The following is a 13,645-nucleotide window of genomic DNA, read 5'->3' as shown; positions in this document are numbered from 1 at the left end:
GGAGGTTGAATGGAAATGCCGACCCTAGGATGGGGAATGATTGCGTTGCTGCTGTTTCTTAGCTGGGGCGTGTGCGCGCTACGCGCAGGGGGGCGGTTCAAAGAAAGAATTCCTGCGTCTGTTCCGAATATGAAGCTACTGCAAGTTGCATCTCCAATGCTTTATTTACTGGAAGAGATCCGATGGATCGAGCGCATTCCAGCGATATTTTACCGTATTCAACGCGCTATGCAGGTGTTGTATGGAAGTCAGGTATCGGCCTTGTATAGTACGTTGTTCATGGCGGAGATTCTGAACTATGCCTTCTTCATGCTTATATTCGCCTGTCTGCTCCCCATGCTGACGGATGGTGGCTTAGCTGGGTTTGGCGTAGGACTGATGCTCGCGGTTCTGCTGCCCTTGGCTCAATTGAAAGAATTGGACAAGCGTGTGAAGAACAGGGAACATGAGATTTTGCTGGAATTGCCGGAGTTCTTGAATCAGATGATCTTGCTGGTAGATGCGGGGGAGACGGTTCAACGAGCGCTCACATTATGTGTGGATCGCAAGAGGTCGCAAACATCGCATCCGCTATACAAAGAATTGATTCAGATGATCCATGAATGGAGCGGGGGGTATTCCTTCCAGCAATCCTTTGAACAGTTCAGCAAGCGATGCGCCTTGCAGGAAGTCTCGATCTTCACGACCACCATTATGCTCAACTATCGAAGAGGAGGGGGTGAATTTGTCGTTGCCTTGCGCGATTTGTCCCGAATCCTATGGGAGAAACGCAAAGCAGTAAGCCGCGTGCGCGGGGAGGAGGCCTCATCTAAGCTAGTGTTCCCGATGGTTGTTGTATTTTTTCTGTTGCTGGTATTGGTATGTACCCCGATCTTCATGATGATGAGTGCATGAGTGTAAGGGATTAATAACGATAAGGAGTGTTGAGGGATGTTGAATGTAGGAAAATCGCTAAAGGCGGTCTGGAAAGAGGAAGAAGGTCTTGGGACGGTAGAGATCATCTTTATTATTGCTGTGCTCGTAGTCATTGTTCTTATTTTTAAAGATAAGATATCGGAACTGATTGATACGTTGATGGGGAAAACGATGGACGAAACGGATAAGCTGTATCAGAAATAAATGGATATGATGCGTAACTTTAGACGGCAAATTAACAAGTTAAGACAGGAAGATGGCAGCTTCACCGTCGAGGCGTCGATGTTGTTCCCGTTTATATTCATGATCATTATTGGACTGCTATTCTTCTGTCTCTATACCTATCAGAAAGTCGTCCTCGTCTATATTGGATCGGTGTCCGTGGAACGAACGGCGTATAACTGGGACAATTCTTCGAAAGAAGCAGCGACAGGCGCCTTCCAATATGGTCAATTTGATGGCTTGTATTGGCGGCTTACGGATGATCAGACCCTGGATGTTCTATTTGGGTTAACGGGGCAGGCACAAGGAACTTCCTATGAACTTCATCGTTCAGGGAGTGAGGTGAGCAGTTTGCCTACGCGTAAGATGGCGGGCGCATCTGTCGCGGTTCCAGCAACGATCCGAGGGACGATGCAGTATCAGAACCAAGGCTGGAGACGTTCGGTGACGGTAGATGTTCTGAATCCGCTCCGATTTAAGCCGCTAGAATGGATGATGGGCAGACAAGTCTCTTTGCAGACGCAGGTTAGCAGTTCCGTTGTCGACCCCGTTGAATTTATTCGAACTGTTGAGCTGGTTCGCTATTACGGTGCGAAGTTCAAGAATGCGGGAAGTGGAGGCGGATCGCCCGTAACCCAAGAGCAAGCACGGGAAGTGCTTGAGCAGCAGCGAAGTAAAGGTAAGAAATAAATTGCTTGTCATTTGTGGAAATGAGGGGGAGAGACATGCGCAAGCAGCGACGTAAGAACAACAACCGCTTGAGCATTTTGCTCCCCTTTCGGGAGCTGCAGGATCAGCAGCATGGAGCTGTAACGGTATTTCTCATTATGATTGTGGCCATTATTTTTATGTTTATTGCGGTTTTTATAGATTACGCCCGAATCGCAGCTTTTCAATTCCAGACAGAACAGCTGGCGAAGTCGGGTATGCGTTCAGTGATGTCAAGTTATGATCCGATTTTACAAGAAAAATACGGTTTATTCGCGCAAGGTGGAACAGATTCTAATGCATTGCTCGCCGATTCGTTGAAACAGGCAACCGGGATACAATCCCTCAAAGGGTCAGCTGTTCGACTATTAGATATTGTTCCAGATACACAGAGTATCGAGGGCAGTAATCAGTTAGGGCGCTATCCCGTATTTGAGCATCAGATCCAGGAGGATATGAAATACAAGGCGCCGATTGACTTTACCCTTGAAATCATTAATCGATTGAAGCCGATGTCGCAGCAGATGAAGGAAGCGTCACGCACGACAGATTTACTCGTATCGCTCCAGAGGCAATATGAGAAGCGAGAGAAGCTGATGGATGAGGTACTTCAAGCGCAGCAGCGGGCTAGCGAGCAAATATCCCGTACCAATTTTGATGACCGCTATGTTGGAGGCAATGGTCAGTACAGCATTGCAAATACAATGGTAGGAACAATCAGTCGAGCTGTCGATATTGCCGCGCAATATGAAGACTATGTTCGGATGAAATATGCGGATTCGATGAGAGATGAAGATGAATCGCCGGCGTATTCGGATGAGACTTCAGGGTATGAGGAAGATGTTCGCTCGTTCCAGCGTGATTTTAAAGAGCTTGTGGATCGTGTACAGCGGCAGCATCGAGAAAAGCTGCAAGCTGTGCTTCCGAAATTTGCAGAAATCAGGGCACTTAATGAACAAATGAAGCGAACCATTGCCGAAGCAAGAGCGCAGAACAAAGAGGCTTACGATCAGGTAGAGAATGGTCGCACACCGAGTGGCGGGCTTTCAGAACTTCCGGGTGACACTGCAACGGCGATCGAAGACATACGTAATCAGGTGGATCAATTGATTCTACCGGATGAATTCATTCAGCAATTTGAACGTGAAGTTCAAGGTCAGATCCAAGCTTTTGAACGTTTTGAACGAGTAAGTCAGGATTTTGATTCTATCGTATCGTCGGCTGTGCCAAGTACTACAGGAAGCGCCTATCCACTGAAGCAAGCAGTAATACGACTGAGCCAAGCGATTAATGACTATTTGAATGCCTATGTGAGGCATGGTGGTGTTAATGTCCTGCAAGCAAGGGAGGCAGCTATTCAGGCCTACCGCAGTTCGGATGCCGAGCGGAAGAAGGCGGAAGCGAAGTCCAAGGCGAAGCTGGGTGAAGTAGTTGGTCTTCTGAAGAAGCTGAAAGAAGTAGGAGCAGGAGCACAGAAGGGGCAAGAGCAATTCAATCAGTTACGGCAATTTTACGATGATAACCTGAATTTCAATGCTCGTGCGGAACAGGAAGCAAGTCAATCCAATCTAAATGATCAACCCGAAGATGCGAGCAAGGATTCCATGTCGATGATGGATGACTTATATGGCGGAATGGCGGGCATGTTGATTGGTATGCGTGATGAATTCTATCGGAATGAGTATGCGGTGAATCGGTTTACAAGATTTGAGCCTGAGAAGCTGAAAGACCTCTTCACCTCGAAAAATATGAGTGATCAATTGGTGGATGCGCTGCAAGTGCCGAGCCAAGAGCTGGAATATATCCTCTATGGATTTCATCACCCAGGTAGTAATCTAGCGGCTTCCTATGGTGAAATTTTCAGTGTGCGACTTGCGATTCGAACAATGGAAGGACTTGTGGAATGCAGCCGGATGGGTAATCCGCTTCTGATTCTAGCAGCAGCAATTCTCTATGGGGTCGAACATGCGATTCAGGATATGCTCGAATTGGTGAATCACGGGGATATCGAAATGTCCAAATATGTACCTGTCCGTCTGACATATAAAGACTATCTCCGGATGTTCCTCATGCTGCACAGCCGGAACGAAGCAATGATGTCCCGTATGCTGGCCGTCATTCAATTCAATACGAAAATCAATCCGAACGAGAGAGTGACGACAATCGAAGGGGATGTAAGGGCGTCCATACGGCTGTGGTTCCTACCCGGAGTCATGAAAACGTTGCGATTAACACAGTTTATCTCCCAAGGGGAAGTGGAGGGGAGTCGCTACTTTGTAACCAAAAAAGCAGCCTTTACCTACTAATAGGTAGTTCAAAATTCGACTCATGATCACGAAGATTTTCAAGAAGTGAATTCGGTATCGAATCTTGCATTCAACCTCGAACAGCATATGCTTACGAAGTATGTTTCCTCCGGAAACATTTCAGGTGCTCATTTAGGTTTCTCCTAAACTCCGCTCCTCCTAAAAGTTTTTCGTAGAAAAACTCGCATCGGAAGCACAGCATAGGTTTCAAGCAAACTTAGAACTCACTTACGAAGTGAGCTTTCTAAGAAAACTTTCAGGTGCTAATAAGTCAAATTTTGAACTTTTTAACTCAACATTTGCTCCCAAGGAGGCGAATCATGTTACAGCAACTCCATAAGAAGATGCGGCGCCAAGAGCATGGGAGCATGACGGTTGAGGCTGCCATGGTTCTGCCTATCTTTTTGTTTTTTGTTATTTTTCTAATCTATATGATCCAGATGGTATATACGTCAATTGTGCTGCAATTAACCGTCTCGAATACGGTCAAACAGCTGGCGACTCATCTGTATCCTGTTTCTATTGTCATGGACCGAGCTACAGCGGCACAGGGGGCCGAGACAGGTGGCGGGGGAATGCTGACGATGGAAGAGGTAGCACAGACGTATAACCGGATTCTGCCACCTCCAATTGGGGATTGGGTGAAGAATACAGAGCTATATCGTCGCACCGAAGATGCGCTCTATCAAGCCGCTGGGGATACACTCGTGAAGCCGCTGCTTAAACCTTATCTTCAGGATGCCATGCTGCGTGAGGAACGAATTCATGTGACACGATTTTCGTTCCCGAATTTGAAGAAGAAAACCCCAACTTTCGTTGCTCTAGAGCTTTCGTATACGATGCCGATGCGAGTCCCGTTCCTGGACAAGGAGCTGGTCATACAGGCGAGAGCGGCAGAACGGGCATGGATTGGTGATACCTCGGGTGCAGGCACGGGAACGGGTTCGGAAGGGACAACGGGTCAACCGCAAATCGTCGGGATGGAACCGAATCCGATGAAGCCTGGATCCAATGCTACAGTCAAAGTGAAGGTACAGCCGAATCAGACGGTTCAAGTGGTCGTTTACTATAAGAGCGGTAAGAGTACGGCGAAATATTTGGGTGAGAAGACGGCAGATGCAGAAGGCAACGTAGAGTGGACATGGCGTGTATCAGGTAATACGACCAAGGGAAGTACGGTCCAGATTGTCGTTGAGACAGTCGATGGTCAGAAGACGGAAATGCAGGTTCAAGTTCAAGAATCGATGAAGGAGGGTAAGGGTTGACGATTATTGTAGCGGTATTATGCGCCATTTATTTAGGTATTGCTTTTTATACGGATGTGACGCGTTCGAAAATCCCGAATCGATTGACAGTGCCGATTGCCATTCTTGGACTGGGGCTTCATGCCGTGACGGAAGGATGGGCTGGATTCTTATATGCAATCTATGGTGCTGGAGCGGGATTTGCAATCCTATTCGTACTATATCTGTTCAAAGCGGTTGGAGCCGGGGATGTGAAGTTATTCGCAGCACTCGGAGCGGTAACAGGCCTGCAATATACGATGCAATCCTTGATGTATTCCGTCTTATATGCAGGAGCTATTGCTGTGGTCATCATGCTGATTCGGCGGAGAACGTGGATATCTTTTGGAGAGGGGAAGATGTTGAAATTTCCATTTATGTATGCTGTGCTGCCGGGTGCAGTTACCGCATTTCTATACATGCCTTAACGTGAGAGGAGGAATAGGATGTTAGACTTTGGAGTTCGATTTATTCAAGATGGCTCGACCTGGATGATCCTAGACAAAACGGTGGGGCTAAAGGCCAATGATATGGCGAGACTCGAAGTGAAAATGATCCAGTCATCGACGATTCCGCAATTCGTTCCGCTGAACATGCATGAGCTGGATCTTCAGATCCAATTGCGATACAACATCTCAGGCAAAAGAATGCTGTCGCAATGTCTTCGCAGCGAGAAGCTGTCACTTACGACGTACTATACGATTCTCATGCAGCTCGTAACGATACTAGACGATAGTCGGAGATATATGCTGCGTCCGGAACAATACATCCTTCATGCCGATTATATGTTCGTCGAAGGATCGTTGGATATGGGCTCGTTATGGTTGTGTTATGTTCCAACGCAGGGTGCGGTCCAGACAGATTCGTTACAGCATCGATTAGGCAGTATGTTGACTTTGTTCATGGCCTCAGTGACTGAATTAACCGGAAAGGGGATTCAACAGCTGATTCATTATTGTCATGAAGATCACTTTAGTCTCCAAGGATTAAAGACGCTTCTGTTGAAGCTGCTGGCTAATGAGGATGGAGGAACAGATTTACCGAGGTCTAGACAAGAGCATAAATTGCATGCTCAACGGACCCCCGCTCTTCCACGGGATGAGTTCGTTCCTGTTAGAGAACCGGTTCAACCCAAAGGAAACACTGTGCAGACATCGAGTGTGGACACTTTCAATCAAGCGATCATTTCTGATGATCAAGCACGAGAGCAAGCGACAGTTACAGCCACACAACCATCTTCGTCGAAACATACAATTTATATCATTGGCGGAGCACTTTTGATTATCGTAATGCTATGGAAGTTTCTTTATTCGACCTATGCAACTGTACAGGGAATGTTCTATATCACCGTTGGGATCACGGTTCTTATTGGGGACGTCGCCTTTCTTGCTTGGAGAGGGTATCGGCCTTCGTGGCTGTTCAAGGGTCGGACTCCTCTCGGAGTAGAGGCAGGGATGAGAAGCAGCAGTGAATTACATGCGAAGTCGCCGAGGTGGAATGAGCCAGAGCCAGATCATGATGCGTCAGGGCTATTATTTCAAGCACCTGCATTTACGGCGGATCGATTGACTAGCGGACTGCGAACTGCAGAACAGGAAGCGAGGTCGCTCATGGGTTGGCAGCCAGAGGATCATCGATTCCATTCAATTAGTACTGTCACTCCACCAGTGAACCGGGGTATCCATCAAGAAGCAACCGTGATGCTGAATGGCGGACAGACTGAAGTGTTGGTCGCATCTGTCGCACCGCAACATCCCGTCTTAGAGCGGAGTATTCCAGGTGGCGGTGAGAAGGAACGTATTGCTGTGAACCAGACTCACTTTATTATTGGACGGAGCGGGGATGTTGCCCATTATCTCGATACATCGGCAGGGGTATCACGCTCCCATGCCGAGATTATTCGTACAGAGGAAGGGTATCAGTTAAAAGATCTCGGATCCAAAAACGGCACCCGGCTCCTCGAGGAAGCTATGGTGCCGTATACGCCTTATCCGCTGAAGGATGGGGATCGATTCATGATTGCACAGTCTGAATATGTGTTTCGTTTAACTTAATAGGATTTATCATTCTTCAATGCAGTGAGTGCTGTATCCAAAGTCGGATACCGAAATTCGAATCCCTGCTGAATGGCTGCATTCGGCAGCACTTGCTGACCTTCAAGCAAGAGAATGGAGAGCTCTCCGAATAAGGTCTTGAAGAGGATCGAAGGAACAGGAAACCAATGCGGCCGATGATAGACCTTACCGAGAATGCGTCCGAATTCATCATTGCGAACAGGCGTCGGAGCCGTTGCATTGACAGGCCCTTTCACCGTCTCATGACGGATGCAGAAGTCGATTAATCGCACCATATCTTCGAGGTGAATCCACGAGAACCATTGTCGACCGCCGCCTACACGGCCGCCTGCGCCGAGCAAATAAGGCAGCTTCATAAGCGGGTAAGCCCCGCCATGATTCCCCAGTACTAATCCGACACGCAGCTTCACGAGACGATCAACAGGAATGGCATCTGCGGCCTGTTCCCATTGTTCTACCACTTCGGCCAGGAAATCGGTTGTATGGTGAGGACTCGTCTCGTCGAAGCACTCCACTTCGGATGTGCCATGAATCGAAATCCCAGAAGCATTCACGACGACCAATGGCTTAGGATCGAGTGATCGGACTAGCTTAGCGACTCGTGCGGCAGCCTGCAAGCGAGACTGTAAGATCCGATCCTTCGCGCTTGCAGTCCAGCGTTGGTTGATCGATTCACCCGTGAGATTCACGATCGCTCCTGTCCCGGAGATAAGCTGAGGATCTGTTTCGAGCTGTTCCCATGTGACATAACGAACGCCTGGGTTGGCTTTGTCTCCATCAGGTATCCGTCTCGTAACAATAATGACTTCATCCTTTTGGTTCAGCCAGAAGGACGTCAATGCCGTTCCAATGAATCCCGTTCCCCCGCAAATGGCAATTTTCATCGTCTTACCACACCCCATCCATTCTCATTTGTTCAATAGATGCTTATATGGTTGATAGTCGATTTGATGTTTCTCTAGGAAAGAAATTAAGCTGCGATAGTCGCGCTTCGGTGTTGCTTCAATATATCCTTGGATGCAATGATCGCGTGTCACTTCGGAAGCGCCGCTCTCGACAGCAATCTGACCAATCTTCGCTGCAATGGTATGCTTCGCAATATCGCGAAATGCCTTCGGTACAGGCGATACCAGCAGTTCGAGGAATGTCTTGGACTCTTCCGTCCAGAGATGGCGGCTCGCATCGACCCAGTGATTTTGCCAATCTAATTTTGATTTCCCATCTTGCTTTGGGAGGACCTTAAAGAATTTGCGGAACATGAAAAATCCGCCGATCGACATAAAGAAAATAAGCACAAATGTCCAGAGTGCGATAAATCGCATATAGCCCGTACCTGGCATATTGTCTGCTGCAGCGAAAAATATTGTAGATTGAACCACCATTGTCACCCCATAGTTATGTAAATGCACTGCATTGCCCCGAAATAGAGCAATATTGGATATTAAGAATTATAACGTATTTCTAGCTTTATGACGATATTCAAGGTAAAATAAGGGTTGATTATTTGGAAAAGGAGCATGAATTATGTTGAAAATCGGATCACACGTTTCATTTTCGGACAAAGGCTTGCTAACGGCAACTAAAGAAGCGATTTCATACGGCTCAAATACATTCATGATATATACAGGCGCACCGCAGAATACACGCCGCAAAGCGATCGATTCGCTATATATTGCTGAAGGCAGAGATCTCATGGGGCAGCATGGTATTGATGAGATTGTCGTGCATGCGCCATATATTATTAACCTGGGTTCCTACAAGCCTGACACGTTCGAGCTTGCCGTGAACTTCTTGCAGGAAGAAATTCGTCGTACGCAAGCGATTGGCGTGCGCAATATCGTTCTCCATCCAGGGGCCTATACCGAGAAAGATCCAGAGTACGGGATTAACCGTATTGCGGAAGGACTAAATGAAGTGCTTCGCGGAACGAAAGAGCTGGATGTGAACATTGCCCTTGAGACGATGGCTGGTAAAGGTACCGAAATCGGACGCAGCTTCGAGGAAATTGCATCGATCATCGAGAAGGTTGAAGACAATCATCGCTTGACGGTTTGTATGGATACATGCCATATTCACGATGCGGGTTACGATATCGTCAATGATCTAGACGGCGTTCTTACGAAATTTGACCAAGTTGTTGGTCTTGATCGCATTGCCGTTGTGCATATGAATGATAGTAAGAATCCGACAGGCGCAGGGAAAGATAGACATGCTCCTGTCGGTGCTGGATGGATTGGTCACGAAGCGATGAAGCGTGTCATTACGCATGAAGGACTTGCTGGAAGACCATTTATCTTGGAGACGCCTTGGATCGGTAAAGACGACAAGAAGCAACGTCCGATGTATGAAGCGGAAATTGCACTTCTTCGCGGTGACGCTGGAGAGCGCTTTGGACAAGCTTATCTAGCGGATGTAGAGCGACTACACGCTTTCTTCGATCAACAAGAAGTAGATTCGCGTCAGTTTATATTGTCGGTTTGGACGACGTTGAAGAATGATGCCAAAGCGAAGAAGGCAGATCCTCGCGAGCCGATGGATCGTCTCTATGACATGGTCGCGGAGGCGAATGTATTCCCTGAGCTGAGTGAAGAAGCAATCAACCAGCGGATTATGGGATGGTTTGCGGGTAAACAACTTATTAAATAGAAACAGAGGGTAGAGAGATGGACAAACAGAATCGAGCAAGAATGCTTATTTCATGCCCGGATCAGGCTGGAATTGTAGCAACGGTATCACATTTTCTTTTTGATCATGGCGCGAATATCGTACAATCGGATCAATACACGATGGACCCTGAAGGCGGTATGTTCTTCATGCGCATCGAATTTGATCTACAACAGCTTAGCGATTTATTGCCGAAGCTCAAACAAGATTTCGCAGAGGTTGCGAGCAAGTTCCAGATGAAGTGGGGAATTCATGAAGTAAGCAAGCGTAAGAGCCTTGCTATTTTCGTATCCAAGGAAGATCACTGTCTTGTAGAATTACTCTGGCAATGGCAAGCAGGGGATTTGGATGCGGATATCGCCATGGTCATCAGCAATCATGATGATATGCGCGAATATGTGGAGCAGTTCGGTATTCCGTACCACCACATTCCAGTGACGAAGGACAATAAAGCGGAGGCAGAACGTCAACAGCTTGCTGTCGTGGACGGTAAAGTCGACGTCATTATTCTTGCAAGATATATGCAGATCATCTCGCCGAAGTTTATAGAGCATTACCGGAACCGAATTATTAACATCCATCACTCGTTCTTGCCTGCGTTTGTTGGCGGTAAGCCTTATGCGCAAGCCTATACACGGGGCGTTAAAATTATCGGAGCAACGGCTCACTACGTGACGGAAGAGCTTGACGGCGGCCCGATCATTGAGCAGGACGTGCAGCGTGTAAGCCATAGTGATGATGTGGACGATCTGAAGCGCATCGGGCGCACGATTGAACGTGTTGTTCTTGCACGTGCCGTTCATTGGCACATTGAAGACCGCGTCTTGGTACATCAGAATAAAACGGTTGTTTTCAACTAGAGAGTTGACATGGAATCCCCTCAATTTTGAGGGGATTTTTTTCAAAAAGTGGATATGATAAAAAGGGCCAATGGGGAGATTTTCCTTGTGTAGAAATTGAGGATTGGAATGTAGTGGGGTTACGTGTTACAATAGTAGCAATGTAATATACTCAATTTGATATTATTAAAAGTAATGAATGGAGGAATCACAACATGACAGCGAGCAACAAGTCTGTAGAACAGTTATCCATCGATACAATTCGTACATTAGCGATCGATGCGATCGAGAAAGCCAATTCAGGTCACCCAGGGATGCCAATGGGTGCAGCACCAATGGGGTATGAATTATTCGCGAAAGTGATGAACCATAACCCAGAGAACCCAACTTGGATTAACCGCGACCGTTTCGTTCTATCTGCGGGACACGGTTCCATGTTATTGTACAGCTTGCTTCACTTGAGCGGCTATGATCTTCCTCTCGAAGAAATCAAAAATTTCCGTCAATGGGGAAGTTTGACGCCAGGTCACCCAGAGTATGGTCACACAGCAGGTGTGGATGCGACGACTGGGCCGCTTGGTCAAGGGATTGCAATGGCTGTAGGTATGGCGCTTGCTGAGACACAGCTCGGCGCAACGTATAACAAAGATAACTTTAAAGTTGTTGACCACTTCACTTACGCGATTTGCGGCGATGGCGACTTGATGGAAGGCGTATCCCATGAAGCAGCTTCCCTTGCAGGCCATTTGAAGCTTGGCAAATTAGTCGTTCTGTACGATTCCAACGATATCTCCCTAGATGGTAAACTAGGTTTATCGAATTCCGAACAAGCTCAAATGCGTTTCGAAGCGTATGGATGGCAAGTGCTTCGCGTTGAAGACGGTAACGATCTTGCAGCGCTTGAAGCGGCAATCCAAGCTGCGAACCAAGAGCTGAACAAACCAACATTGATCGAAGTGAAAACCGTCATTGGTTACGGTAGCCCGAACAAACAAGGTAAAGGCGGTCACGGCGGTACGCACGGATCTCCACTTGGTGCTGATGAGACCAAATTAACGAAAGAATACTATGGCTGGTCTTCCGAAGAGCCATTCTTCGTACCACAAGAAGTACGCGCGCACTTCCAAGAAGTGAAAGACCGCGGCATTGCAGCGAACAAAGCATGGAACGAGCAATTCGAAGCATACAAAGCAGCTTACCCAGAACTTGCGAAGCAATTTGAGCAAGCGGTAAATGGTGAGCTTCCTGAAGGCTGGGATCGTGACCTTCCGAAATATACAACAGCAGACAAAGCATTGTCGACACGTGTTGCTTCCGGTAATGCCTTGAACGGTCTTGCACCGAACGTACCGAACTTGATGGGTGGTTCTGCTGACCTAGAGAGCTCCACGATGACGCACCTCAAAGGCATCGACGTCTATAATGCTGAGAACTATGCAGGACGTAACATCTACTTTGGTGTTCGTGAGTTCGGTATGGCGACAGCGATCAACGGTATGATGCTGCACGGCGGCGTTCGCGTATACGGCGGTACATTCTTCGTATTCACCGATTACCTGCGTCCAGCGGTTCGTCTATCTGCATTGATGGGACTTCCAGTGGTATATGTCTTAACACATGACTCTATTGCTGTAGGTGAAGATGGTCCTACGCATGAGCCGATCGAGCAATTGGCTTCGCTTCGTATTATCCCGAACTTGACGGTTCTTCGTCCGGCAGACGGTAACGAAACATCGGCAGCATGGGCTTACGCGGTTGAGAACCGTAAGAACCCGGTAGCGATGGTGTTAACGCGTCAGAACTTGCCAATCTTGGAGACAACAGCTGAATTATCCCGCGAAGGCATCAAGAAAGGTGCTTATGTGGTATCTGATGCAAATGGTGCGCCGCAAGCACAAATTATCGCAACAGGTTCTGAGGTTCAATTGGCAGTTGCAGCTCAAAAAGCACTCGCTGAAGAAGGCATTCAAGTACGTGTCATCAGTATGCCAAGCTGGGATCTATTCGACAAACAATCCAAAGAGTACAAGGATTCCGTTATCTTGCCAGGCGTTAAAGCACGTCTTGCGATCGAGATGGCACATCCAATGGGTTGGGAGAAATATGTCGGCGATCAAGGCGATATCCTAGGCATCTCCACATTCGGCGCTTCCGCTCCTGGCGATCGCGTGATCAAAGAATACGGCTTTACGGTTGAGAATGTTGTTAGCAAAGTAAAAGCATTGTTATAATTTGTGGTCCTGGGGAAGGGAAGAGAGACATGGCGGAGATTCAACAATTCGAAAATGTAACTGCAGTCAAAAAAGCAAATATTTATTTCGATGGTAAGGTGACAAGCCGTACCGTATTGTTCGCAGACGGAACGAAGAAGACGCTTGGCATTATGCTGCCAGGGGATTACGAGTTCGGTACGGATTGTGTTGAAATTATGGAAATCCTTGCAGGGGATCTGAAAGTTCAACTACCCGGCAGTGAAGAGTGGATTCACATTCAAGGCGAAGGCGAGTTTACTGTTCCGGCGAACGCGAAATTCAAGCTGCAAATTGCTTCCGTTACGGACTATTGCTGCTCTTACATCACAGAATAACCACCGACATGTTTCATGAATATGGAAAGGGTGGCTCGTCAGTCCA

At 47.5% G+C, this 13,645-nt stretch carries 13 protein-coding genes; 11 read left to right on the top strand and 2 right to left on the bottom strand.

What is annotated here, in order from left to right:
- Positions 1–15: 15 nt before the first annotated feature.
- The 7 genes from C558_RS0111465 (at position 16) to C558_RS0111435 (ending at position 7,488) form a co-directional block, all read left to right on the top strand.
- Positions 16–894: a type II secretion system F family protein gene (locus C558_RS0111465; protein WP_018756415.1), complete on the top strand. Its 879-nt coding sequence runs from the start codon at positions 16–18 to the stop codon at positions 892–894.
- 36 nt (positions 895–930) lie between these two features.
- The gene (locus tag C558_RS0111460) at positions 931–1,119 is read left to right on the top strand and encodes a Flp1 family type IVb pilin (protein WP_018756414.1); all 189 of its coding nucleotides are present in this window, start codon (positions 931–933) and stop codon (positions 1,117–1,119) included.
- The gene (locus C558_RS0111455; protein ID WP_018756413.1) at positions 1,120–1,827 is read left to right on the top strand and encodes a TadE/TadG family type IV pilus assembly protein; all 708 of its coding nucleotides are present in this window, start codon (positions 1,120–1,122) and stop codon (positions 1,825–1,827) included.
- Positions 1,828–1,862: 35 nt separating this feature from the next.
- The gene (locus C558_RS0111450; RefSeq protein ID WP_018756412.1) at positions 1,863–4,151 is read left to right on the top strand and encodes a hypothetical protein; all 2,289 of its coding nucleotides are present in this window, start codon (positions 1,863–1,865) and stop codon (positions 4,149–4,151) included.
- A 320-nt stretch (positions 4,152–4,471) separates the two neighbouring features.
- Positions 4,472–5,416, top strand: a complete 945-nt coding sequence (locus C558_RS0111445; protein WP_018756411.1) for a TadE/TadG family type IV pilus assembly protein — start codon at positions 4,472–4,474, stop codon at positions 5,414–5,416.
- Positions 5,413–5,862 (top strand): A24 family peptidase, encoded by a 450-nt coding sequence (locus tag C558_RS0111440; protein WP_018756410.1) that lies wholly within the window; start codon positions 5,413–5,415, stop codon positions 5,860–5,862. Before C558_RS0111445 ends, C558_RS0111440 begins: the two co-directional genes overlap by 4 nt.
- Before the next feature lie 18 nt (positions 5,863–5,880).
- On the top strand, positions 5,881–7,488 hold the full coding sequence (locus C558_RS0111435) for a DUF6382 and FHA domain-containing protein (RefSeq protein ID WP_018756409.1): 1,608 nt from the start codon (positions 5,881–5,883) through the stop codon (positions 7,486–7,488).
- Here C558_RS0111435 and C558_RS0111430 read toward each other — a convergent pair.
- Together C558_RS0111430 and C558_RS0111425 are read right to left on the bottom strand one after the other, a co-directional pair.
- Positions 7,485–8,393, bottom strand: a complete 909-nt coding sequence (locus tag C558_RS0111430) for a TIGR01777 family oxidoreductase (RefSeq protein WP_018756408.1) — start codon at positions 8,391–8,393, stop codon at positions 7,485–7,487. The two genes, C558_RS0111435 and C558_RS0111430, sit on opposite strands and share 4 nt — an antisense overlap.
- Positions 8,394–8,417: 24 nt before the next feature.
- Positions 8,418–8,891, bottom strand: coding sequence for a DUF2621 domain-containing protein (locus C558_RS0111425; RefSeq protein ID WP_018756407.1), 474 nt, complete (start codon positions 8,889–8,891; stop codon positions 8,418–8,420).
- A gap of 142 nt (positions 8,892–9,033) precedes the next feature.
- Between C558_RS0111425 and C558_RS0111420 the strand changes: the two genes are divergently transcribed.
- From C558_RS0111420 to ppnP, 4 genes are all read left to right on the top strand, one after another.
- Positions 9,034–10,155, top strand: coding sequence for a deoxyribonuclease IV (locus C558_RS0111420; RefSeq protein ID WP_018756406.1), 1,122 nt, complete (start codon positions 9,034–9,036; stop codon positions 10,153–10,155).
- 17 nt (positions 10,156–10,172) lie between these two features.
- Positions 10,173–11,033, top strand: coding sequence for a formyltetrahydrofolate deformylase (gene purU / locus C558_RS0111415; protein ID WP_018756405.1), 861 nt, complete (start codon positions 10,173–10,175; stop codon positions 11,031–11,033).
- Between the two features lie 194 nt (positions 11,034–11,227).
- On the top strand, positions 11,228–13,243 hold the full coding sequence (gene tkt, locus C558_RS0111410) for a transketolase (RefSeq protein WP_018756404.1): 2,016 nt from the start codon (positions 11,228–11,230) through the stop codon (positions 13,241–13,243).
- 38 nt (positions 13,244–13,281) lie between these two features.
- On the top strand, positions 13,282–13,599 hold the full coding sequence (ppnP, locus tag C558_RS0111405; protein ID WP_026263854.1) for a pyrimidine/purine nucleoside phosphorylase: 318 nt from the start codon (positions 13,282–13,284) through the stop codon (positions 13,597–13,599).
- The last annotated feature ends 46 nt before the right edge of the window (positions 13,600–13,645 follow it).

The sequence above is a fragment of the Paenibacillus terrigena DSM 21567 genome (assembly GCF_000374845.1).
Lineage (GTDB): Bacteria > Bacillota > Bacilli > Paenibacillales > Paenibacillaceae > Paenibacillus_K > Paenibacillus_K terrigena.
Note: the sequence above shows the minus strand (reverse complement) of the source record. Positions and strands in the feature narration are given on the sequence as shown.

Coding starts and splice junctions, on each gene's coding strand:
- C558_RS0111425 (WP_018756407.1), bottom strand. CDS start 8,891: ATGGTGGTTCAATCTACAATATTTTTCGCTGCAGCAGACAATATGCCA.
- C558_RS0111435 (WP_018756409.1), top strand. CDS start 5,881: ATGTTAGACTTTGGAGTTCGATTTATTCAAGATGGCTCGACCTGGATG.
- C558_RS0111420 (WP_018756406.1), top strand. CDS start 9,034: ATGTTGAAAATCGGATCACACGTTTCATTTTCGGACAAAGGCTTGCTA.
- C558_RS0111460 (WP_018756414.1), top strand. CDS start 931: ATGTTGAATGTAGGAAAATCGCTAAAGGCGGTCTGGAAAGAGGAAGAA.
- C558_RS0111445 (WP_018756411.1), top strand. CDS start 4,472: ATGTTACAGCAACTCCATAAGAAGATGCGGCGCCAAGAGCATGGGAGC.
- tkt (WP_018756404.1), top strand. CDS start 11,228: ATGACAGCGAGCAACAAGTCTGTAGAACAGTTATCCATCGATACAATT.
- purU (WP_018756405.1), top strand. CDS start 10,173: ATGGACAAACAGAATCGAGCAAGAATGCTTATTTCATGCCCGGATCAG.
- C558_RS0111465 (WP_018756415.1), top strand. CDS start 16: ATGCCGACCCTAGGATGGGGAATGATTGCGTTGCTGCTGTTTCTTAGC.
- C558_RS0111430 (WP_018756408.1), bottom strand. CDS start 8,393: ATGAAAATTGCCATTTGCGGGGGAACGGGATTCATTGGAACGGCATTG.
- C558_RS0111455 (WP_018756413.1), top strand. CDS start 1,120: ATGGATATGATGCGTAACTTTAGACGGCAAATTAACAAGTTAAGACAG.
- C558_RS0111450 (WP_018756412.1), top strand. CDS start 1,863: ATGCGCAAGCAGCGACGTAAGAACAACAACCGCTTGAGCATTTTGCTC.